Genomic DNA, 23,311 nt, shown 5'->3' on the forward strand with positions numbered 1-23,311 from the left:
TCCCTCCGCTGCTTTGCAAGACCCCGCGACTCTCCCCGGTCCTTCGGAACCGTTTGCCTTCGATGCCAACGCGGCGACGCTGAAGTTCCTGAGGGAAGGCTGCGCGACGTACGGCGATGTCTGGGCGATTCCCCCCACCGGTGGCGCGGACAGCGCGACCGGCGGCGGCGGGAGACCGATCTGGGTGCTCAACGACCCGGAGGCCATCCACCACGTGCTGACGAAGCGCCAGGCCGACTACGGCAAAGGCGTCGGCTTCGAGCGCGTCAAGATGCTGCTCGGCGACGGACTGATCGTTTCGGACGGAGAGCACTGGAAGCAGCGGCGGCGGATGCTCCAGCCCGCCTTCTCGCGCCCGAGCGTGGGCGGGATGCGTGGTCTCGTGGACGAGTGCATCGCGAGGAGGGCGCACCTCTGGGAGGAGTGCGCGGAGTCAGGGGAACCCCTTGACGTTTCGGACGAGGCCAACCGCCTCGGCCTGCGCATCATCCTTCGCGCGATCTTCGGGGATGATCTCGCCGCGCTCGATGAACGCGACGGCGGCAATCCCTTCAACCTCGTGGTCGATACGCACGAGCGCGACCTGATGTTCGCGATGCGTTTCCGCCAGCTCTGGCCGGTCGTGCGCGAGATGATCGAGCGCCGCCGCTCGAGCGCGGGTGCCAGCGGGCCGCCACGTGATTTCCTCGGCCTCTACATGGGCGCCCGCGATCGCGAGACCGATGCGGCCCTCGACATGGATGGTCTCGTCGACGAGCTCATGACGCTTCTGATCGCCGGGCACGAAACGACGGCGGCCACGCTGGCATGGGCCTGGTCGCTGCTTGCGCGGCACCCGGAGGTTCAAGACCAGGTGCGGGCCGAGGTGCGCGCAGGCGCGACCTCCGAGGAGGGCAGGGAGCCGGTGCCGGGGACTGGCGGGAGCCATCTGGTTCAGCGCGTCGTTCACGAGACCCTGCGCCTCTACCCACCTGTCTGGATGTTCACGCGGCGCGCGCTGAAGGACGACGTGCTCGCCGGACGCCCGATCCCGGCGGGCACGCAGATCTTGCTGTCGCCGTTTCTGCTTCATCGTCATCCCCGGTACTGGGCGAGCCCCGAGACCTTCGATCCGAGCCGATTCTCCGTCGCGGGTGCACCCGAGCATCGTTCGGCCTACATTCCGTTCTCGAGCGGCCCGCGCCGCTGCGCAGGGGATGTCTTCGCCCTGAACACGGCGGTCCAGGAGATCTCCTGGGGCGTGTCCCGTTACCATCTCACCGCGCCCGATCCCGAGCCACCCGAGCTCGACCCGGGGGTCAATCTACGCCCGCTCCAGCCCATCCGGCTCTTCGTTCATCACGCTCGCTGATTCGTCTCGCGCGCGTGCCCCGGCCCCGGTCGGTTCTCTCGATGTCTGACGCCCAAACTCTCCTCGATCTCCTGGCCCCCGGTCGCGCTGCCGCGCTCGGGAATGCGGCCCAGCGCCTGCGCTTCTTCGAGAAGCCGGGCCAGTATCGCGGGGTCTCCGTCGCCGAGCTGCGCAGCGCGGCGCTCGCCCGCCTGGGAGCCTTCCAGGCCGCCGAAGTTTCGGTCGGTTCCGAGATCGTCATGCCGATCGATGACGCCGAGGCGTTCCTGACGACCTTCTGGGCGTGTCTCTTCGGCGGGTACATCGCGATGCCGCTGGCGGCCCCGACGAACGACGCGACGTGCTCGAAGATCCTCGACATCCTGGAGCGCCGCGGCGGGGCTTGCCTGGCGATCTCCGACGAGGGGTTCGAGCGATTGACCCAGGGGCTCGAGGCCAGCGCCAGGGGCGCGCTGGAGGGTCGCCGCGTTGCGCTCGGAGAGATCGCCAGCGGCGCGCCGGGCGCGCCGGTCGAGCGCACGCCGGGCGACATCGCGTTCGTTCAGTACAGCTCGGGATCGACGCGCGCGCCCAAGGGCGTGATTATCCGCCACGGGCAAGCGCTCGCGAACCTCGCGGCGATCCAGGCAGGCTCGAAGCTTGGCTCGTCCGACGTGACGTTCAGCTGGATGCCGCTCTCCCACGACATGGGGCTGGTCGGTTTCCACCTGAGCCCGCTCTTCGCTGGGGCGGACCAGGTCCTCATGCCGACGAGCGCGTTCGCGCGAACGCCGCTCGTCTGGCTGCAGGACGCGTCCTCTGCGGGCGCGACGATCCTGTCGTCGCCGAACTTCGGCTATCGGCACACGCTGAAAGCCCTGTCCCGCAAGGGAATGCCGGAAGGCGTGGACCTCAGCGCGGTTCGGCTGGTCCTCAACGGCGCGGAGCCAATCTCCGTGGGAATCGCCGAGCAGTTCCTCGACGAACTCGCGAGCGTTGGGCTTGCGCGGACGGCCATGTTCCCCGTCTACGGACTCGCCGAAGCCACGCTGGCGGTGACGTTTCCGGAGCTGGGCGCCGAGATCGGCGGGCTTCGGATCGTCCGGGCGAACTCGGGCGTCGGAGCGGCGATCCAGAAGACGTCGGACGAGGAGGGCTCGTTCATCGCCTGCGGGTGCGGCTCGCCGCTCCCGGGCATCGAGGTGCGCATCGTCGGAGCAGACGGCGGTTCCGTCGCCGATGCGCACGTCGGGCGTGTCTGGATGCGCGGTGCGGGGGTCACCGAGGGCTACTACGACGACCCCGAGGCCACGGCGGCCGCCGTCATGGGGGAGGGTTGGCTCGACACCGGCGACCTCGGGTTCCTGTCCGGTGGCCAGCTCTACATCACGGGGCGGCAGAAGGACCTCGTGATCGTCTCGGGCCAGAACTTCTATCCCCACGATCTGGAGGAGAGCCTGCAGGAGGCTCTCGGTCTCGATGCACTTCGCGTGGCCGTGGCCCCGGTCCGGCGGGCCGATGCTCCCGAGGAAGTGGGCGTCTTCATCCTGCATCGAGGCGAGGAGGCCGCGTTCCAGGAGACGCGCGTCGCCGCGAAGAAACATCTCGCGGAGACGTTCGGCGTCGCGGTGGATCTCATCGTGCCCGTGCCGGAGATCCCGCGCACGACGAGCGGCAAGGTCCAGCGGCAGCGCCTGAGCCAGCAGCTCCTCGCCGGAGAGTTCGGCGATCACGGAACCGCGTCGGACGAGCTGCGCCCGGCGAGCGTCGACGGCTCCGAAGAGGGTGCAGCAGGTCGGGCCACCGACGACCGGACGCCGGCGGGACTCGAGGCCATGATGGTGGAGGCCTGTACCCAGGTGCTCGGCGAATCGCGCTTCGGCCCGACGGACAACCTCTTCGAGCAAGGCATGAGTTCCATCGACCTCGCCGAGATCCATGGTCTGATCGAAGCTCGCTATCCCAAGGGTCTCGACATCCGCGACTTCTTCGACTCTCCGACCATCCGCGGGCTGAGCGCGCTCCTCGCGGAGCGCCTCGAGAGCGGTGCCGCGACGGCTGCCCCCTGATGTCCGGGCCCCGAGGCGAAGACGAGGGAGAGCCGAAGGTCGTGCTTCCGGAACGGGAACGAAAAGCGCCGTCGGTCCAGAAGCCGATGCCGAAGTGGCGCACGCAGCTCTTCCCGAAGTTCGCGGCGCCGCTCGCGCTCGCGCTTCGGCTCTACTGGCGAAGCGTTCGGCTCCACGTGACTGGCGACGAGCATCTCGCCGAGCTTCTGGCGACCGGGACGCGCTTCATCCCCTGCTGCTGGCACCAGCGTCAGGTTTTTGCCATCGCTTACCTCCGCAGGCTCCGGGCTCTCGGGGTGAACCCCGGAGCGCTCGTCAGTCCCTCGAAGGACGGCGAACTCGGCGCGCGGCTTCTGTCGAAGCTCGGCGTGACCGCCGTCCGGGGCTCGGGCAGGCGCAGCGGAGCGCTCGCCATGCGGGACATGTACCTGGCGATCAAGGATCAGGACCTGTCGCCGCTGATCGCCCCCGACGGATCGACCGGGCCCGCGCACCACTTCAAGCCGGGCGCGATCATGCTGGCCCGGCTGTCGGGTAGCCCGGTCGTGCCGATCTCCTTCGCCTGCAAGCGCGGCATCAAGCTGCGGACGTGGGACCGCCTGCTCTTGCCGCTGCCTTTCACGCGGGTCGAGCTGGTGGTCGGTGTCCCGATCGAGCTCGAACCGATCATGGCGATGACGGAGTCCCAGGAGACGATCGATCGAATGGGCGCTGCGCTGACGGACGTCGAGGAGATCGCCGAGGGGCTCGTTCGTTGAGAGCTTCGCCTGTGGAGACATCGTCAAGACATCGGGGCTAGGCACCGCTACGCGGAGGGGGCCTGGCTCTTCTCCTCGGTCAAAAGGTCCTCTTCGTCGCCGTGCCTGAGATCATGGTCGACCGCCTCGTCCAGCGTGGTGTCGACGGAGACGTCGGCCGCCTCGACCGGTATGCGGCTGGGCTTGGCTGACTTCGCAGGCTTCGGGGAAGTGCCGGTGGTACCGACGGGCGAAGTGGCTCCTCCGCCCGTGAGGTGAACCTCGTAGGTGGGCGCGGGCATGTCGAATTCATGGTCGTCCATGGCTTCCTTGACGGTTCGGATGGCCTCGCTCTGGACCTTGGTGAAGTCCGATTCACGCTGGTTCACCCAGCCCGCGAAGTTCACGAGGACGCTGGAGTCCCCGAGGGCCTCGATCCAGGCGTTGGGCGCAGGTTCGCTCAGAACTCCAGGGATGGCGCGGATCTGTTCGAGGCCGAGTTCGATCGCGGCTCGCAGGTCGACGTCCGTTCCGAACCCGACGCCGAAGCTGAAGCGTCGGTTGTCGGAGCGCGTGAAGTTGGTCACCTTGCTCTTGAACACGGTCGAGTTGGGCAGAAGCATGTGGTTGCCGTCGAACGACATGAGCACCGTTTCCCGGGTCGTCATGCGAATCACCTTGCCGAGCATCCCGTCGATCTCGACGACGTCCTTCGTGCGGAACGGCTGGCGTATGCTGAGGATGATGCTGGCGAGATAGTTCTCGGCGAGGTCGCGGAACGCGAGTCCGAGCGCGAGGCTGACGACGCCGACGCTGCCCAGGACGGCGCCCACGAGCGCCGTGGCGCCCAGCAGCTCCAGCGCGAAGAACACGCCGGTGATCACGATGGCGGCCTTCACGACCTGGCGGACGAGGCTCTGGATCAGCGCGTTGCCCGAAAGCCGCCGGAAGAGCCGTTGGCTGCCAGCCACGCGACCGGCAAGTCGAGAGAAGGCCCAGATGAGGAGCAGCGCGACCACGAGGAGCGGCAGCGTGGCGATGAAGCCGCGAACCTTCGACGAGAACCGCTCGACGTTGGGTAGGAGTCGGTCCTTGAGCCGGGTGGCTTCCTGGGTGTCGTTGTCCACGAGCAGAACGCCATCGATGGACTTCGCGAGGTCGGCTGCCTGGGTGCGTGCCGCGGAGTCGAACACCGTGCCCGTGAGATGTACCACGCCCCCCGCCACGTCCACTTTCACCTCGTCGAGTTCATCCACGCGGTCGAAGACGCTTTGCAGGCGGCCCTGAATTCTACGGTCTTCGTTGGAGATGCCGTCGTCGCTCTCCTCGGTCGGCGGCGGTCCGTCGGCAGGCGGCTTGGCGCCTTCTTCATGCTCGACGCTCGCCAGCTTGACCAGGTTCTCGACGTAGCGAACCCCCTCGAAGGAGCCGGCCACTCGGCCGGCTTCCTCGCGTGCTTCGGCGTTGGGTACGGTGCCCCCGAGTTCGACGACGCCGTGGCGGACCTTGACCTCGATCGAGTCGAAGGCCGCCACCTCGGCGAAGGTGGCGCGGAGCTCCTTCTCGATGGGAGGGACCTCTTCCTCGGTCACGGCGGGTGGACTGGCCTGTGCGGCTTCCAGAGGGACCTGGATCGCCAGCGCCGAGGAGAAGAGCGTGGTGCCGAGAAGTAGGCTCGCGAGGAGGCGGCCAGCAATCATCGTGTTCATGACTGCTACATTCCGCCCCGACCTAAAGCGCGCCTCAATTGCGTCGTGCTCTCTGGGTTAACCGCGAAGCGAAGCGCTTCGCCGCGGGCTGGGAATCCCCGCGGCGTCTACTTCTGAAGCAGGGCCCAGACGTACCCGGTTCCGCGCTCCTCGATGAACTCGGAGCGCTTCTGGTAAAGAGCCTGGATCTTCTCGTTGAACGCCTCCTGGGCCTCCGACTCTTCCGGCGTCATGTTCTCCCAGTCCGCGATGTCCGGTGACGTCTCGTAAACCGCGGATGCCTCCTTGTCCCACGCGGCGCAGCGCTCCAGGCACTCTTCCTCGGTGAGGCCCTTCGCGGGAAACGACAGCTGGGCGGAGTCGCCGAGCAAGAGATCCAGCTTGCCGTCTCCGTTGAGGTCGGCGACCTCGACGCGGGTCGAGGATCCCGGGGCCTTGATATGCTCGTCGCCGAAGACGGTGACTCCGTTGGAAGCCGCCTCGGGCGTAGGGACGAGCACCACGTTGTCACCGAAACGCGCTTCGGTCTTCGTGCCGATGTTGGGGAACATGGAAACACCGCCGAAACCTGAACCCGTGACCAGGTCGAGGTCGCCGTCCGCGTCCCAGTCGACCAGCACGGGGTCGCTGTGGTGATGGACGGTCAGCTCTTTCCCGTCGCTTCCCTTCAGCATGACGGAGACGGGGTCGAAGCCCTCGTTCGTGCCCCAGAAGACAGCGAAGCTACCGCCGAAGTTGCCGGTCACGATGTCGAGCAGTCCGTCGCCATCGAGATCGGCGGCGGTGGGGCGGGTGCAGATCTTGCGAACGTCGACGTCCTCCGCCTCTCCTGCGACCTGGATGATGAGCGGCTCCTCATCGGTCCCCAGCACGGGCGTCGGCTTCCGAAATCCGCCGCCCTCGACGCCGTAGAGCACCTGGAAGAGGCCAGCCATGCTCTCCTCCATGCGCGAGTAGCTGCCCGAGAGAATGTCGACGATGCCGTCACGGTTGAGATCCACGAACTGTGGAGTGGAACTCGTGCATCACCAGACGCCCGGGACCTCGGCCACCTCGCCTTCGGCCATGAGCCAGGAGCCCTCGCCGAGGGTTCCGTCTTCGGTCTGGTGGTAAACGCGCATCTTGCCGTCCTTGAACTGTCCAACGACGAGGTCGGATCGACCATCGCCATCGACATCGTACCAGGCCGGGCTCGCGTAGCCGGGCGCTTCGGTCGACACCGGAGTTCCTGCGCTCAGCATCAGAACGGGCTCGGCGAACTCGGGTGCCTCGAGGACGGCTGCCTGGACGCCGTCTTCGCCAGGCGAGACAGGGAGCGCTCCAGCGGCGAGGACGGTGACGGCAGAGAGGGGGAGGAGATGTGTTTCCATGGCCCCACGGTACCGCCGTTTTCCCATCAGTCGCGGCTGCGATAGCCGAACTTCAGCAGTCGTGCTGGCCCGTCCTGGCCCTCGCTCGTGAGGAGAAGGTCGCCGCTCGGCTCGAACGCCAGACCCTCTGGCTGGGGGAGGATCGACTTCGGAAACACGGCCGTCCCCTCGAGGTCGCCGTTCCGGTCCAGGACGAGGAGCGTTCGGTCGGGGCCGCAGAGCACGTAGAGTTGGCCGGTGATCGGATGGACCGCCATGTCGGAGATGCGGCAGCCGAAGTCGACCTTGCGGCCGCCCTTCTTCGTCGTCTTCTCCGGAAGAGGCCAGCCCTTGGCTCCGGCGCGTTCGATCAGCTGCTTCACCGAGACGGTCAGCACCGGGTCGACGCTCACCTTCATCGCCCCCAGATCTACCCCGAACACGGGGATGTCTTGGTCGCCGTCCCTCGCCCCGACCTTGGGCGCGAAGAGGAGCCGCTCGGCCTCGGGCTGGAAGCAAAGGCTCTCGTACTCGGCGTCCGGCAAGTTCGCGCCGAGTTCCACGGCACCCCCGCGCGCTCGTCCCTCCAGATCGAGCTCTTGCAGGACCCCGTCGCTCCGCAGCACGAAGAGTCGGTCGTCGGCGCGAGTCAGCGCCTCGTAGTCACCCTTTGGACCGAATGGGGTTCGAGCCAGCGCAACCGGGCTGGCCAGCGCATCCGGGCTGGCCAGCGAGAAGCGATAGAGATCACCGCGCTCGTCCTGGATGCACCCGACCGAGCCCGCTCCGAGGGACACGATGCCCGAGATCTCACGGAGTTCGTCCGGCAGCCGGAGATCCAGCTCAGGTTCTTCCAGTCGGTAGCCCGACAGCCCGCCCTGCCTGACCGCTGCCTCGGCCGGAGCCACGCCTGGCACGAGCTTCAGGTCCATGGCTTCCAGTCGTTGCACCAGATCCGCCGTGAGTCTCGTCGCGGTATCGGTCGTCACATGGGAGCCGTCTGCGGTCACTCCCGTCGTTCCGAAGTCGACGTACGGAACGCCGACGATCTCGGCGATCTCCGCCAGCCAAGCCGCAGGCGCCGTCTCGTCCTCGGCCGCCCTCACCTGGGGCGACAGGGGGAAGCGCACGACGACCGTCGGAGTCTTCGCAGCGACGACGCGCAGGCGATCGATGATCTCTTGCCGGAAGCCCTCTCGACCCTCCTGGAATCGATCGGTACCGAGCCTCATTCGATAGGGCGCTTCGTCGATGGTGGGGTCATTGACGGATAGCCAGGAGCGACGCCAGCGAGCGGGCTTCACGGTGTAGACGTGGTCGAAGCGGAAGCGCTGGACCTTCGCATCGAGCCACGCCTCGAGGCGGGCCCGCGGATCGCGATGGAGAGCCCGCTCGCGCAGGAATTGATTCTGGAGCCGATCCAGGAAGATCGATACGAGGTTCGCCGGGAAGCCGAGGCCTTCGAGGTGCACCTGCTCCTCGCGCCGCCACCTGCGTACGCTGGATGGCGACGCTTCTTTCGCCCGAAACACGGGGAACCGCTCGCGCGCCACTTCGGTGAAGACCCGGTTGCTGTCGGGCCCCATGGAGTGCGGCGAAAGGCCGACGACGAGCCGCTCCGGGCTCCGCTTCGCCGCTTCGTCGAGCAGTACGCGCAGGTCGCCGCCGCTCCCCCAGAGCACGCACGAGGGTCCGAAGCGAGACCCGTCGAGCACGGCGCGATCCACCGCCATCCACGTCCGCGAGTCGCCGATCACCAGCGTGCTCGCGCCCTCCAGTCGCCCCTCGATGGTGAGGGGGACCTCGCCGTCCTTCACCCAGTGCGTGATTCCCCGCGCCTGCGAGGGGCGTTCGATTCGCTCGGGAAACGACCGCGCCAGCGACGCCCAGACGGCGAGCGCACCCGCATAGGTCGCGGCCGTCAGCCCGGCCAGCACGGCCCAGCCCACCCAGGGCCTTCGATGGAATCGAGCGCGCATCAGAACTGGAAGTAGATGAACTGGTAGACCTCGCTGCGGCGGAACACCGTGATCGCGAACAGCATCAGGCCGGCCGCGATCGCGCGCAGAAGTTCGCTGCGCGGTATCGAGAAGCGTTCATGGAGCCACTGCGCCAGGTGCATGACCGCGATCGGCACGAGCAGCACCGCAAAGCGCCAGCTCGGCGATCGGGTGCCGACGCTCATGTCTCCGCCCGCCAGTACCTTGAACGGATCGACGAGCATCGCGTGCGCGATGGCCCGCGCCGTCTCCAGGTCCTGCGCGCGGAAGAACACCCACGTGACCTGCACGAAGCCGAAGACCGCCACGCCCGCGAACACCCTGGCCCAGCCGGGGAGCGGCCGCTTTCTCCACGACGACACCGCGCGCACCAGCGCCAGCGCGCCTCCGTGCAGGCCGCCCCAGATCACGAAGCTCCAGGACGCGCCGTGCCAGAGCCCGCCGAGCAACATCACGAGCATCAGGTTGACGTAGGTCCTGATCCGACCCTTGCGGTTGCCACCGAGCGGCACGTAGAGGTAGTCACGGAGCCAGGTCGAGAGCGAGATGTGCCAGCGGCTCCAGAACTCGGAGAGGCTCGTCGAAAGGTACGGCGCGCGGAAGTTCTCGGGGAAGCGCAGGCCGAGCAAGCACGCCACTCCGATCGCGATCCCGGTGTAGCCAGCGAAGTCGGCGAAAATCTGGCCGCCGAAGAGGACCGCCGAGTACCAGGCACCCACGGGCGAGAGTGCCGCGGCCGTCTGATCGAAGCCCTGGCTGACCGCCGGCGCGAGTCCGTCCGCGACGACGATCTTGAGGAACAGCCCTTCGATGCAGCGATAGGCTCCGTAGCGAATGCGCAGGGCGGAGAGCGGCGCGCGATGCTCCAGCTGGGGGAGGAACGTCCGTGCGCGAACGATCGGTCCCGCGACGAGCTGGGGGAAGAACGCGACGTACAGGAGGAAGTCCCGGAAGCTCTGCGCCGGGTCGACGCGCCTGCGATACAGATCGATCGAGTAGCTGAGCGTCTGGAACGTGAAGAAGGAGATTCCGACGGGAACGATCCACGATTCCAGGAAGTCGGGATCGGGAGCAAAGCCTCCCAGCGCGCCGGCCGTGCGCGCGATCATCGGCGTGTATTTGAAGACGCCGAGGAGCCCGAGGTTCAGCACCACGCTGAGCGTCACCAGCCGCTTGCGCCGTCGCGCGTCGTCGGTCGCCGCAAGCGCCGCTCCGATGCGGTAGTCGATGGCGGCCGACGCGAGGATCAGGAGGACGTACGCCGGATTCCACCACGCGTAGAAGACAAGACTCAGGATCACCAGCGCCGTCCGCGCCATCCCGAACGGCAGACCACGCCACGCGATCCACGCCAGCGGCAGGAACAGCCAGAAGACTACGGAGTCGAACGTCATGGAAGAGGCTCGGGGCGAGGAACGCCGCAGGCGCGCTCAGGCGCCCCGGCGACGATCAGGTTCCCGCGGAAATGGGCGGAACCGATCCGCCGCTCTCGCGGGCGATCGCTGCCTCGTAGTCCGCCCGGGCCTGGGTCATCCGAATCCGTCCGTCCGAGAGTCGCCGGTTGGCGATCTCCACCTCGCGCTCGTAGAACTGCACGGCGTCGCGAACATCTTCGAGGGCCACGGCTTGTTCGGCGGGCACGTCGAGTTCGGAGACGGCGATGGCGCGAGCCAGCTCCACTCGCGCATCGGCGAGACGTGACTCTTCCAGTGCCAGCCGCTCGCGCAGCGCCGCCAGTTCGTGCTCACGACGCGAGAGCGAGAGCCCGAGGCGGGCTATGCGGCCGATTCCCAGGAGGTTGGCGTACTCGGCTTCCGCGCGATCCAGCGCCGGACCCGCGCCCTCGCGCCTCGCCGAGGCCAGGTCGATCCGTGCCGCGCCGATCCGGTCGGTCACCACGGAGAGCTCCTGGAGCGCTAGCTCCACGCCGTCGCTGGAGACGCGCGTCTGCGCCCTGGCGTTGTCGTAGGCAGCGCGGGCGATGGCGCTTCCCTCGAGTGCCGTCGTGATCGGCTGCATCCGCGCCTTCGGCACCTCGCGCAGGAGGTTTGCGTCGATACGGGAGGGGACCTTGTAGGCGGAGCTGCAGGCGCTGAGGAGCAGCGCAGCAGCGCAGAGGAGAGCGGACGACTTCATGGCTGCGAAGCCTAATCTCTGGGGGCGAGGGAGCGGTCAAAAACAGCGGCTGCCGCGGACGCGACGGCGAGGAAGGCGCTCCAGGCCGGCAGGCCGTACCAGGCGTAGGCCTCCGGCGTTCCGAGGGCGCGGAGCGCCACGATCGAGCCGGCGGCGAACGAGGCTGCGGCGAGCCAACCGCTGACCCGCGACGAGGAGTTCGCGGCGATCCACCAGGCAGCGGGGACCCAGAGGAGCCCGTGGGGCCAGGTGGGGCTCACGGCCGCCCACGGAACGGCGGCCAGGAAAACGAAAGCGGCCAGCATCCGCGGCGTGCCGGATTCTCGCGAGCGCAGCGCGCGAACGGCGAGCCAGACGAGGAAAACGCCGATCGTCCAGCCCACCGCCTTCCGCGCCAGATGGGAGTCGAGTGGAACAGCTCTTCCGAGGATCGCCGGTAGGTCCTGGCTCCCGCGTCCGCCTTCCTTCGTCATGACCCAGGCGTTCATGGCCCCGAGCCTCTCGAACACCGCGCGGTGAAACCGCAGGAACGCGTCGGATCCCATGGCGACCCACGGCAGTCCGACCGTGAACAGGCACCATGAGATGGCCGCGGTCACGGCGCCCACGGTGGAGCGTCCGCTTCCTCGACGGGGCACCACGAGTGCGACGACTCCGATCAGCGGATGGAGCTTGAGCGCGCCGGCGAACCCGATGGCGGCCCCACCAAGAACGGGCCGATCCTTCTGGAACAGCGCTAGCCCCGCCGCCAGTCCCGCGATCGCGGGCAGGCTCGCCTGGGCCCAGTACCCGCCATGGATCGGCGCATGGGCGAGCCCGAACACGGCGCCCGCCGCGGCGGCGATCCAGAGCGATTGGGGGCGGAGCATCGAGAAAACGCTCGCGATCAGGACGGCGAGCGATCCCAGGACGAACGCGACCGCTGCCCAGGACGCGGCCATCGAGCCGCCACCCAGCCGCGCGTCGAGCCACGCGCCGAGCCACGCGATGGGCGCGAGGAGCCAGGCAAGCGTCGAGGGGTAAAGGTAGCCGGCGGCCGGCTCCTGGCTCGCCGTGAGAAGGTTGTGCGCCGTCGCCCAGTAGGGCCCGAGGAAGTCCTCGAAGAGAGCGGCGTTGAAGTCGAGGGCGGCCAGCGTGCGCGCACCTGAACGCCAGAGCAGCAGGGCGGCGAACGCGAACGTCGCGCACGCGGCCGCGAGCGCGATCGCCACCGAGGCGACGAGTCCCGGGGCCCTGGACGTGGGGTGGCTCACCTGCTCACCCATGGCCTCTCCCCGAGCTTGCGAAACGTCCAGGCGCGGAACCAGCGCGGGCCGATCCAAAAGCTCGGCTCGTCGATGCATGCCTCGAGCTGAAGATCCGCTCGGTCCGCAAGGTCCGCCCCGTGATCGTAGATCGGGTGCATGGCGTTGCGCGTCAGCAGCGAGCAGCCGCCGAGCGGGATGACGTGGTGCAGCGCCTGCGCCGCGCGCGCCGGTCGGGCGCGATCGGTTCGAAGCGGCGTGAAGTCCGCGATCGCGAAGACGCCGCCCGGCTTCGTCAGCTCGATCAGGCGGTCGCGAACGGCGGGCATGGTGTCGGGACGAAAGACGTTGAGGAAGTGCTCGGCTGCGACGACGTCGAAGCCCTCGGGCGCCTCGAGTTCGGCGAGGGACTGCTCACGTAGCTCCAGCTCGATCGCAGGAGCGCCTGGACCCCGGCGAGCCCGGTCGCGTGCCAGTCGGCGGCGCGCGCGGGCGAGCATCGCCGGAGAGTGGTCGATCGCCAGGGTGCGGGCGCCTCGACCTGCGGCCTCCAGCGCAAGCCGCCCCGTGCCTGTGCCCGGTACGAAAAAGGTCTTGCCTGGCTTCGCGTGCTCGAGCGCGTGCGCCCTCGTCCGCCAGATCGCGCCTCCGCTCCACGCGAGGGTCGCGAGGTCATAGATCGGAGCCGCGAGGCGATAGAGATCCAAAGAAGAGGCGCGCGCTGACACCAGAGAAGTATGTCAGCGCGCGCTCGAATTGTCGCCAGGCAGGGGCAACGGAGAAGGTCAGAGCGAGAACGCCAGGCCCCAGAGAACGAGGAATTCCTCGGAGTCGCCGCCCGCAGCGGTGTCGAAGTTGGCGCGCAGGTAGGTCGGCTCGACGGTGACAGCCACACGCTCGGTCAGCCAGTGCCGGATGCCTCCGGAGAGGCCCCAGGTGAGCGCCGAGTCGTTCGTGTTCTTGTCGTCGAAGAACACCGCACCGAGGGAGGGGCCTGCGTAGATCGAGGTTCGCTCGGAGAGGTGGAGGTGGTAGTGATAGTGGAGACCGCCCCAGAGCTGCTCGTTGCCGTCGGGCTCCGAGGACATGTTGTTGAATTGCCCGAGGGCGTAGGCGCCGATGACGTGCTCGTCCGTCAAGAACTGGTCGATGGTGGCGCGGGCGGCGAACCATTCGCTCTCGGTCCGATCCGTCTCCTGATAGGAGTAGCTCCCTGAGAAGCCGACGACGCGGCCGCCTTCGCCGACCCAGGGCCTACCACCGCCTTCGTCGAATTCTTCATCGACGAGGGCGCAGCCGGTGACGGCGCCAGCCAGCAGCAGGGCGGGGAGGGCTCGGGCGAAGAACGCCGAGGCGGCCGCGCCACGGCGGGGGGGGGAGGGGCGTTGGAACATGGGAATGAAGAGAGTTGGGGGAGTCGGAGGGATCCGATCGATCGGGGCTCGAGCTGTTCGAGCGGCTCGAGGGGGACTCTCGCGCCATGAAAGCTATCCCGCCGGGGACGTGGTGCGCTATTTCGCAGAAGGCGGACTTTTTCGCCCTGGCACAGCTTGAGAATGCGGAGTCTCAGAACGTGTCGAACCGTTCATCTTGGGCGAGTCTACGCACTCTGGCCCCCTGCATCCGGGCTGCTGCGCGGATCATGCCGTTCCCCCGATGGCGTCTTTCCATGGGACAAAAGCCAGATCCGCTTCCCACTCAGCCCTTTTGAGGGGAAGCTATCAGGGTCCACTCCGGCGGTGCCAAGGCGCTCCGCCCCCCGGCCTCCGAATCCTCATCAAGCCATGCGTTCGATCGAACACCTCTCCCAGCGAGGCGCCTTGCGCGCGACCGCTGCCTGTTTCCTCGCGCTCGTCGCGAGCTGTCACTCCCACGACGACGGCAACAACATCGCCAACTCGGGCCCGCCGGCCGGGTCCAGCGGCGACTTCCTGTTCAGTGGCGACAACGGGTCGCTACAGCGCGGCGAGTTCTTCGACTGCGTCGCCCGACTCAACAACGGGAATCTGGCCAACATCGACACGTGGAGCATCGTGGCCGCTCCCGCCAGCTCGGGTGCGTCTCTCACGAGCCTCGGCGCAGCGGACTCCGTTCGCTTCGTGGCGGGCATCCCCGGCTTCTACGCGATCCAGGCGGTCGACGTCAACAACCTCGTGGGCACCTACGGCTTCAGCGTCGAGAACGACCTGGCGAGCCTCATGGTCGTCGACGTGATTCCTGGCACCGATTCGAGCCCCGTCGCGGCGAGCCTCGCCACGAGCGGCAACGCTGATCTCTTCATCGCCGAGCGCATTGGGGGGCCGTCGGCCCCCCAGGTCATCGCGCGCGCGAATCGCGCGGGCGACCGCGTGGCTTTCGTCGGCGACCTTCCGTACAAGATCCAGGACATGGCGGCCGACGACCTCGGCAACGTCACGGTGATTCGCACCGAGTCGAGCCTGACGGCGGCGCTCGTGCGACTGGACCGCGACCTCAATGAGGTCGCCACGTTCTCCGCTCCAGACCTCGGCACGACCGCCTGGCGCGACATCGTGGCGATGACTCGCAGCGGCGAGACCCTCGTTCCGGTCGACCTCGAAGGCGGCAGCCTCTTGCGCCTCGACGCCGTAGGCGCGCCCGCCGGCGGCACGCCCGAGCAGAGCCTCATCGCCCTGGGCGTCCCTTTCGCCGACGTGATCGACGTCGCCACCGATATCGATGGGGCTGCCTACGTCGCCACCGACACCCGGATCGTGCGCGTCGGAACCGACGGGGCCGTGGACTCGCTCTACTGGCAGCCACAGGATCAGACCGCCATCCGCGGGATCGCCACGGACGAAGACGGCGTGGTCTACGTCGCGCTACAGGACGCCGACGGCGGTCAGTGCGGCAGCGTCCGCAAGCTCGACTGGCGCGGGACTCAGTTCCGCCGCATCATCGAGTTCAGTGACGGCTCCGAGTTCGCGGCGCGCAAGATCCTCTCCCCCGTGGCGCTCGGCGTCTTCCCGGACGGGGCCTGGCGCCTCTACGACGACATCGTCACGCTCAACCCGTCGTTCCAGAAAGCTGCCTGGATCCTGGCGTCCGAGCCGCTCATCACCGAGTAGTCTCCGAGGTACTTCCCCAGGTCGATGCTCGGGTCGATGCTCGGGGTCCATTCTCGGGGTCCATTCTCGGGGTCCATTCTCGGGGCACCAACCACCGGAACCCAAGCGAGCGGGCTCGTGCATCCAGGATGCACGAGCCCGCTCGCTTGGGATGGCACGTCGCCCGTTGATCAGGCGCTGGTCTCTCCCACCTTGGCCTGGTGGGCCTCCCTGGCCTTCTCGATCCACTCGTCGTTCCGGATCCGGTCCAGCGGTACGTCGATCTTCTCCGCGAGCGCCTCGAGGTCCGCGGCAGTCAGCGTCGCAAGGTCTTGGAACGTCTGGATGCCGGCCTTCCGAAGTGCTTTTTCGAAGCTCGGCCCGATCCCCGTGATCTCCTTCAAATCGTCGCGAGCGGGTTTGGCCTGACCGGAGGTCCTGGCTCGCTTGATCGTCTTGGCCGTGGCCTTCGCGGCGCCCTTCGACGAGGTCTTGGAACCTGGCTTGGAAGTCGACTTGGAGGACGTCTTGGGCACAGCCTGTCGGGGCTGAGGCTTCAGCGTCTTCACCTGTTCCGAGGCCGACTCGGCCGCGGGGTCCACGCTGAGGGTGCTGGCCGCTCCGTTCAGCTCCGAGTTCTTTCCAGAGGCCTGCAGGGGCGCGGCCTTCGCCGCCGGAGTGCTCTTCGACCTGGCGGCTGCTTTCGATCCTTCGGCCTTCTGGAGCTTCTTCTCCAGCGCCAGCGCTTCCTTGCGCGCCGCTGCCGCCTCTTGCTTGGCCTCCGCCAGTTTCTCCACGTGCTCTTCCAGCTTGAGTTCCGCGCTCGCAAGGCGCGTCTTCAGCTTGCCCAGCTGGCTCGACGCCTCGTGGGCCTCGCGCTGGTCCGCTTTCTGCAGCGCCTGAACCTCCGCGAGCCGTGAGCGAAGCTGCTGGATCTCGCGCTTGCGCTCCTCGACGGTCGACTGCGCGGCCTCCAGTCGGCGGTTGCGCTGCTCGACCTCGCGGCCTTCGCGGCTCACTTCCTTACGTAGCTCCGCGATCTCCTTGCGCGCTTCGTCGAGCCCTTCATCCGCGCCCTGCAGGGCGTCGAGGCGCTTCGTGATCTGGGCGCGCTCCGCTTCGAACTGGCGGCGTTCGGCCTCCAGCGTCGACTTCACGTCCTCCAGCTCGGCCTCTCGCTCCTGCAGCTTGACGGGGACCGGCTCCAGCGTCTTGACGCGCTCGCGCAGGACGCGCAGCTCGCCTTCCGCCTGGGCAATCTCCACCCGCAGCGGCTCGAGTTCGCCCACCTTGCCCTGGAGCGAGCCGATCTCCTTCGTCGAGGTTTGCTCGACGGCCGCCGCACGCGCCAGCGCCGCCTCCAGCTCGGTCTCGACCTTCGCGAGCCTCGGGACCAGCGGCTCCAGCGTCTGGAGTCGCGCCTTCGAGGTCTCCAGGGACGCACGCGCTGCGTCCAGCTCGGCCGGCAAAGGCTCCAGCTCGTCGAGGCGCTTCGTCAGGCCCCTGATCTCCAGGTTGGCCTGCTTTCGCTCCGCGTCCAGTTCGGCGCGGAGGCGCTCCAGATCCTTCTCGCGATCGGAGAGACGCGGTTCCAGCGGCTCCAGTTCGGAGAGGCGCGCACGCAGCGCCGAGATCTCCTCGGCGGAGTTCCGCGCGAGCAGGTCGCGTTCCTTGCGAAGCTCGCCGAGTTCCTCGACCGTTCTGTTGAGGGAGTCGGGAAGCGGACCCAGCTCCTGGACGCGGGCGGACAGCGTCGCGATCTCGACCGCGGTCTCACGCTCGAGTGCGGCCTTCGCGGCGCGCGTGGCGTCCAGTTCTTGACTCGTCTCGCGCAGCTTCTCGGGAAGCGGCTCCAGCTGAGCGAGCGACGACCGCAGCTCCAGGATCAACTCCGACGTGGAGGCCTCGAGGTTGGCGTGGCGCTCCGTGAGCACCGCAAGGCGCTCTTCGGTCTCCGCGAGCCTGGACGGGAACGGCTGCAGCTCCTGAACGCGGTTCTGCAGCTCCACGATCTCGGCGGTGCTATCGGACTCGAGTTCGTCCTTCGCCGCGCGGACCGAATCCAGCTCCTTGCGCGTCGCTTCCAGCTGGGCCGGGAGTGGCTCGAGTTCCTCCACTTGGCTCTGCAGCGCGTCGATCTCGCTGGACGTCGACGATTCCAGTTCGTCCTTGGCCGTGCGGATCGTTTCCAGCTCGGTCCGAGTGGCTTCCAGCTGCGCGGGCACGGGCTCGAGTTCGTCGATGCGGCTACGAAGGGACTCGATCTCGCTGGAGCTTGCGTCGTCGAGGGCATCCTTGGCGGCCCGAATCTCCTCGAGTTCGGCGCGCGTCGCCTCGAGCTGAGCGGGGAGCGGCTGGAGCTCGGCCAGCGAGGCCCGCAGCTCCTGGATCATCTCGGAGGTCGACGTGTCGAGGTTCGAGTGTTCGTCGGTCAGCGACGTGATGCGTGCTTCGGCCTTCTCCAGAAGTTCCGGGTAGGGAGCGAGTTCGGTCACCCGTGCGCGCAGCGAGCTGATCTCCTGCGCCGTTTCCGAGCGCAGATCCTCGTAGTTCTTCTCGAGGGACTCGAACTCCTCGGTTTTCGCGGTGAGCTTGTCCGGCAGGCCTACGAGGGACTTGAGGCGCGCGTGCAGCTCCTCGGTTTCCATCGTCGTACTGGCGAGCAGCTCATCGCGCTCGGACTTGACCATCTCGAGTTCGATCGTGACGCCCTCGAGCTTCTCCGGCAGGTCGACCAGCTTCTCCAGCTGGGTGCGAAGGCCCGAGATCTCCTGGGTCGACTCACGGACGACCTGGTCGCGCGCTGTCCGCGCCTCGTGCAGCTCCTTCTCGACGTGGGCGAGCTTGGCGGGCAAGGGCTCCAGCTGGGCCAGTCGCGTCGCGAGCTGCCCCTTGGTGTCCTCGGCCTCGCCGGTCACGGTCTGGACCGTGTACGTGGCTTCCGCCTCGGCGGCGGCGACGCGCTCGGCGGCCTCCTTCTCGATGCGCTCGATCTCACGGGCGCTCTTCTCGGCAAGAATGGCCTTCGCGGCGCGGATCTCGTCGAGTTCCTGGCGCGTGGTCTCCAGCTCCTCAGGGAGCGGCTCCAGCTCGGCGAGGCGCGCGCGGAGGTCCTTGAGTTCCTGGGTGGACGACCCTTCGAGCTTCGCGTAGCGCTGGCGCCAGTCCTCGATGGCGAGTTCCGCGTTGCGCAGCTTGGCCGGGATCGGCTCCAGCTCCAGGATGCGCTCTTCCAGGCCGGTCAGGGCCGCACTCGTGGCCTCGTGGTCCTCCCCTGCGCGGCGCTGCCACGACGCGAGCTGGGTCTCGCGCTTGCGGAGCTCGTCCTGGAGCGCCTTCGCCTCGACGCGGTGCTGCTCGTGGGCGGCCGCCATCTGCTTCTGCAGGCGGTCGACCTCGACGCTCAGGCGATCGCGATCCTCGGAGAGGTCTTTGAATACACGCGTCTTACGATCGGATTCGGCCTTGGTGGACGCGACGGCGGTCTCGATCTTGCCGCGTTCGCCCTGGAGGCGGCCCAGGATGTTCCGCTGCTCCTCGTAGGCGGCGCGGATGTCCTGGGACCCCTTGCGCTCGGCCTCGATCTGCTGGCGCAGGCTCGCGATCTGCTGGACCTGGGTCTCGAAGGTCCCCTTGATCTTCCGGACGTCGATGTTGTTCTGGTTGAGCGCGGCGACGGCCGCCTCGCGATCCGCCTCGGCGAGGCGGAACTTGCGGTCCCAGAGTTCCTGCTGGACCCGGTGCTGGGTCAGGCTCTGGCGCTTGGAGTACACCCAGGCGAAGAGACCGCCCAGGATGGCCCCGCCCAGGATGACCGGAATCGCGTCCAGGATGGGCGAGCCCTGCGCGGCAACGGGTGCGGCCGATGCCGATGCAGTGGATGCCAGTGCAATCGTTGCTGGCGCAATAGCGAAGATCGTCCACAGCGTGGACGAAAGCCATGACCCCATGGTCATGAGCGGTTGAGCAAGGCCCATCATGATTCTGTATTTGGAGCGCGACGCGCGCGATCCGTTTCCCCTTGGGCCGAGCGTAGCGATTCGAAACGCCAGATTCCCGCCTCCTGTTCCCGGGTTCTGCGAAGCTGTGAAGAACCCCGCCCATGAAGCTCAAGCCCATCCTCACCGTGACGACCCTCGCCCTCGCCCTCCTCGCCATCTCCCTCATCGGCTGCGCCGGTCCCGTGACCGCCTACAACGGCACCCGGCTGGGGGACTGTCCGTCGTCTCCGAACTGCGTTTGCAGCGAGATGGCCCCCGAAAAGGGCGCCCACGTCGACCCATTCACGATCCCCGAGGGCACCGCGCCGGCCTCGGCCTTCGAGGCCCTGGCGGGCCTCGTCTCCGAGAAGGCCTCGATCGAGACCCGGGAGCCCGGCTACTTCCACGCCGTCTACAAGACCCGCTGGCTCCGCTTCCGCGATGATTTCGAGGCCCGGCTGGACGCCGAGGCGGGGGTGATCCACGTGAGGTCCGCTTCACGCCTCGGCTACTCGGACCTCGGGATGAACGCGCGGCGGGTGAAGAACCTGCGCCAGCGATTCGCGGAAGCCCTGAAATAGCCGGTTCGCGTAATCGCTGAAGAAGCGGAAACGCCGGTGCGGTCGGCTCCGCTCAGTCTGCCATGAGCCCCTCCCACGATTCCATCGAACCTGAGTCGACCTGGACGCCCGAGCAGCTACTCGCCCATGCCGGCTGGATGCGGGCGCTCGCTGCGGGCTTGCTCTCCTCGCAGGATCGGGGTGAAGACCTCGTTCAGGACGCGCTGGTGGGGGCGATCGAGCGGCCCCCGCGGCACGAAGGACACGGAGGGCAGGTGCGCGCGTGGCTGCGCAAGGCCGTCGTTCACCGCGCCCGTGATCTGGTGAGGTCGGAGACGAGCCGGCGCTGGCGGGAGCATCGCGCCTTCCGGGGGGGAAGCGCGCCTTCCGCCCTGGAGCTGGCGGCCAGCGCCGAACTGCACCGCCGGCTGGTCGAGGCCGTGCTGCGCCTGGAGGAACCCTATCGGTCCACCGTGCTGCTGCGGTTCTACCACGGCTTCGAGCCGCGTCAGATCGCGGCCGCAGCCGACGTGCCGGCGGCGACCGTTCGGACGAGGATTCGAAGGGGTCTCGAGCGGCTCCGTGTCGCGCTGGATTCGGCCTACGACGGGGAGTCGCAGCACTGGACCGCCGTCGCCCTCGCGGGGAGCGGTACCGTCGCCGTTCGGTCGGCCGCGCTCGGGCTTCTGCCCGCGTCCCTTGCTCTCGTGTGCGCCCTGGGTCTTGTGCTCACGGCTACGGTGCTGGTCCTTCGGCGTCCCGTGGCCGGAGTGGAGCGGCCTGGCGACGGCGCGGTGATGGCCGGGGCCGATCCGGCCCCGGCGGAACGGAGCGGCCTGGTCCCGTCACCGGCGCACGGATCCGAGAACCGCGAAGCGCTCGTTCTCGTCAGCGACGCGGACCCTCTGCCGGAAGGCCCGGTCGAGCGAGCCGAAGGCCAGGGGAGGACCCCCAGGACCGTCCGTTCGACGCGGCTCACGGGCCAGGTTCGTGACGCCGAGACCGGTGTTCCGCTGGCGGGAGTCGAGCTGCGCATGGGCCGCCGGCTCTCCGTGGTCACCGACCATGCGGGCCACTACGTCTGGGAGCACGCTCCCGCTGACACGCCCATGGATCTCCGTGTCTTCCACCCGGACTACGCGCTCGGGGAACTGCGAACCCTGTCGCTCCCGTTCCCTTCCGCGACGCGGGACATCGAGCTGGAAGCCGGGTCGCCTTGCCGGATCACTTGCCTCGACGCGTTCACCCGGGAGCCCGTCGAGGGAGTGGTGCTGGAGGGGATCCTGGAGTCCAAGTTCGGGAGGACCGACCGGGAGGGAGTCCTTTCGCTTCGCGTCCGCCGCGGTCAGGAGCTGCACGTCGAGTTCCATCACGACGACTACGCGAGGGCAAAGTGGTACGGGACCGTCAAGGAGGTGAGTGCGTTCGAGGAAGTGGTGATTCCGCTGAAGCGTTTCACCTTGATCCAGGGCACCGCGAGGGACCGGTCCGGTGCTGCGCTCGAAGACGCCCATGTCATGGCCTACGCGCCCGATGAGCCGCGATTCCTGTCGGCGCTCGCCGTTGGCCTGCCCGGCCCCTGGGCGTTCCCCGGTTACCTCAAGCACGAAACTCCCATCTCGGATCTGGCTCGCGTGGACGCGGGCGGATCGTTCACGGTACCCGTTGTGCCGTCGACGCATCCCTTCCGCGTCAGCGTTCATCGCAGGACGTCGAACCACGAGCAGGAAACGCTGATCGTGCGGACCGGAGTCGTCGTGGAATCACCGGAGGCGCGCACGACGCTGAGCCTCGTCCTGCCTGACGCCGGGGCGCTGGAAGGTCGCGTGACCGCGGCCGACGCTCCTGTCCGCGGCGCCGACGTTCTCCTGCAGCATGCTTCGGGTTGGTCGCACCGAGCCCGCTCCGACGAGAACGGAGCGTACGCCGTGGGGCACGTCCCGGTTGGAGAGATCGAAATGACCGTTCGAGACTCTTCCAACGCCGCGCGGGTTGACCGTCGAAAGGCGTTCGTTCGAAGCGCGGAGACGAGCCGCGTGGACACGGCCTGGAACGAAGCGGTCGCGGCGATTCGCGGCGTGGCGACCCGCTGGGACGGAACGCCGGCAGCAGGGGAGCCGGTCCTGGTCGTCCGCTATCTCGGCGCGCAGTTCGGCGGTACGGTCAAGGGGTCCACGGACTCGGAAGGTCGGTTCCTCGTCGAAGTGCCCGTCCAGGGGCGGCACGTCGTCCAGGTGGGAAAGCGCCCGTCGTCGGTCGAGGTCGAGGTCGAGGTCGAGCCGGGAGGCGAGCCTGAGGTCGAGCCCGTCGAGGTCGTCGTGCCGGAGGCCGGCTGGATCGCGGTTCGCGTGGAGGACGCTCTCTCCGGCGAGCCCGTCGAGCCGTCCGCGTTCCGGCACGACTCTGCGAGCTGGAGCAGCGATGCCTGCGCCCGTTCCTCGCTCTTCGGCTCAGGTCCCGTGGACCCGATGCGTATCGACGATGGCGGCGAGATCGAAGACGGGGTGGCCTACTTCCAGGTGGCAGGGAAGACGCCCGCCAGCCGGATCACGCTGGAGCTGCACCTGTCGGAACTCGGCTACGCACCTCTGGTGCTCCGCGAACTTTCGTTCGTCGGCGACCGAAGCGCGGCGACTCCCGTGATCGCCCGGGTTTCCCGCGGCCAGAGCCTCGCGGTCAAGCTCCAGGGCGAGGAGCCCTTCACCCGAGAGCGGGCCGAGGGGGTGCGCTTCTTCTTCCTGGAACGAGGCGATCTGAACGCGGTGGCCGGTCCGCTTCCCGTGGGAAGCCCTGAGTGCAACATCCAGCTGGACGGCGTTCCGATGCGGCTGGACCGGATGACGCTGCTGCAGAATCAAGCGGACCTCGGGACGGACGGCACGGCGCTCTTCCAGGGCCTCGCGCCGGGCCAGTACAGCCTTCGATCGTTCCCGGCCAGGTTCCGATTCGAGCCCGAGTGGATCGAAGTTTCCGAGGATGGTGGGACCGTCTTTCTGACCTGGAGCGAACCCTGAGAGCCCGAGCAAGTTGGAACTTTCCTCACGCTGTGAGCGCGGGCGGGGATTCAACTCGAAGCCCAGGGCCCGGCGCTATGATCGACCATGGAGTGCGCCGTGCCCGCAGCTTCTGCTG

General features: G+C 68.0%; 16 protein-coding genes. 6 read left to right on the forward strand and 10 right to left on the reverse strand.

Annotated features, from left to right (window positions below; all coding sequences use genetic code 11):
- The first annotated feature begins 13 nt into the window (after positions 1-13).
- The 3 genes from Poly30_RS07900 to Poly30_RS07910 are packed head-to-tail and all read left to right on the forward strand — an operon-like array spanning position 14 to position 4,157.
- On the forward strand, positions 14-1,351 hold the full coding sequence (locus Poly30_RS07900) for a cytochrome P450 (RefSeq protein ID WP_145196018.1): 1,338 nt from the start codon (positions 14-16) through the stop codon (positions 1,349-1,351).
- A 41-nt stretch (positions 1,352-1,392) separates the two neighbouring features.
- Positions 1,393-3,399 (forward strand): non-ribosomal peptide synthetase, encoded by a 2,007-nt coding sequence (locus Poly30_RS07905; protein WP_145196021.1) that lies wholly within the window; start codon positions 1,393-1,395, stop codon positions 3,397-3,399.
- Positions 3,399-4,157 (forward strand): lysophospholipid acyltransferase family protein, encoded by a 759-nt coding sequence (locus Poly30_RS07910; protein WP_145196023.1) that lies wholly within the window; start codon positions 3,399-3,401, stop codon positions 4,155-4,157. The genes Poly30_RS07905 and Poly30_RS07910 overlap by 1 nt, the downstream gene beginning before the upstream one ends.
- A 47-nt stretch (positions 4,158-4,204) precedes the next feature.
- On the opposite strand, the gene Poly30_RS07915 is transcribed toward Poly30_RS07910, so the two are convergent.
- From Poly30_RS07915 to Poly30_RS07955, 9 genes are all read right to left on the reverse strand, one after another.
- Positions 4,205-5,845, reverse strand: coding sequence for a BON domain-containing protein (locus Poly30_RS07915; protein WP_145196025.1), 1,641 nt, complete (start codon positions 5,843-5,845; stop codon positions 4,205-4,207).
- Positions 5,846-5,952: 107 nt separating this feature from the next.
- Positions 5,953-6,846: an FG-GAP repeat domain-containing protein gene (locus tag Poly30_RS07920; protein WP_145196028.1), complete on the reverse strand. Its 894-nt coding sequence runs from the start codon at positions 6,844-6,846 to the stop codon at positions 5,953-5,955.
- Positions 6,847-6,870: 24 nt separating this feature from the next.
- The gene (locus Poly30_RS07925) at positions 6,871-7,215 is read right to left on the reverse strand and encodes an FG-GAP repeat domain-containing protein (protein WP_145196030.1); all 345 of its coding nucleotides are present in this window, start codon (positions 7,213-7,215) and stop codon (positions 6,871-6,873) included.
- Between the two features lie 26 nt (positions 7,216-7,241).
- Positions 7,242-9,173: a hypothetical protein gene (locus tag Poly30_RS07930; protein WP_145196032.1), complete on the reverse strand. Its 1,932-nt coding sequence runs from the start codon at positions 9,171-9,173 to the stop codon at positions 7,242-7,244.
- On the reverse strand, positions 9,173-10,588 hold the full coding sequence (locus tag Poly30_RS07935) for an MBOAT family O-acyltransferase (protein WP_145196035.1): 1,416 nt from the start codon (positions 10,586-10,588) through the stop codon (positions 9,173-9,175). Before Poly30_RS07935 ends, Poly30_RS07930 begins: the two co-directional genes overlap by 1 nt.
- 55 nt (positions 10,589-10,643) lie before the next feature.
- A complete protein-coding gene (locus tag Poly30_RS07940) occupies positions 10,644-11,330 on the reverse strand; it encodes a P-loop NTPase family protein (protein ID WP_145196037.1) in 687 nt (228 codons plus the stop codon).
- 11 nt (positions 11,331-11,341) lie between these two features.
- The gene (locus tag Poly30_RS07945; protein ID WP_145196039.1) at positions 11,342-12,583 is read right to left on the reverse strand and encodes a glycosyltransferase 87 family protein; all 1,242 of its coding nucleotides are present in this window, start codon (positions 12,581-12,583) and stop codon (positions 11,342-11,344) included.
- Positions 12,580-13,302, reverse strand: a complete 723-nt coding sequence (locus Poly30_RS07950; protein WP_419191105.1) for a class I SAM-dependent methyltransferase — start codon at positions 13,300-13,302, stop codon at positions 12,580-12,582. Before Poly30_RS07950 ends, Poly30_RS07945 begins: the two co-directional genes overlap by 4 nt.
- Before the next feature lie 57 nt (positions 13,303-13,359).
- Complete coding sequence (locus Poly30_RS07955; RefSeq protein WP_145196045.1) at positions 13,360-13,968, reverse strand: hypothetical protein; 609 nt, start codon at positions 13,966-13,968, stop codon at positions 13,360-13,362.
- A 390-nt stretch (positions 13,969-14,358) separates the two neighbouring features.
- On the opposite strand from Poly30_RS07955, the gene Poly30_RS07960 reads away from it, so the two are divergent.
- Positions 14,359-15,660, forward strand: a complete 1,302-nt coding sequence (locus Poly30_RS07960; RefSeq protein WP_145196046.1) for an NHL repeat-containing protein — start codon at positions 14,359-14,361, stop codon at positions 15,658-15,660.
- 170 nt (positions 15,661-15,830) lie between these two features.
- Here the strand turns inward: Poly30_RS07960 and Poly30_RS07965 are convergent, their stop codons facing one another.
- Complete coding sequence (locus Poly30_RS07965) at positions 15,831-19,619, reverse strand: hypothetical protein (RefSeq protein ID WP_145196048.1); 3,789 nt, start codon at positions 19,617-19,619, stop codon at positions 15,831-15,833.
- 122 nt (positions 19,620-19,741) lie between these two features.
- Here Poly30_RS07965 and Poly30_RS07970 point away from each other — a divergent pair, with 122 nt between their 5' ends.
- Both Poly30_RS07970 and Poly30_RS07975 read left to right on the forward strand, forming a co-directional pair.
- Positions 19,742-20,200 (forward strand): DUF1499 domain-containing protein, encoded by a 459-nt coding sequence (locus tag Poly30_RS07970; protein ID WP_145196051.1) that lies wholly within the window; start codon positions 19,742-19,744, stop codon positions 20,198-20,200.
- Positions 20,201-20,262: 62 nt separating this feature from the next.
- On the forward strand, positions 20,263-23,193 hold the full coding sequence (locus Poly30_RS07975) for a sigma-70 family RNA polymerase sigma factor (protein ID WP_145196053.1): 2,931 nt from the start codon (positions 20,263-20,265) through the stop codon (positions 23,191-23,193).
- Positions 23,194-23,311: the final 118 nt, after the last annotated feature.

The sequence above is a fragment of the Saltatorellus ferox genome (genome assembly GCA_007751475.1).
In the GTDB taxonomy this organism is placed as follows: Bacteria; Planctomycetota; UBA1135; order UBA1135.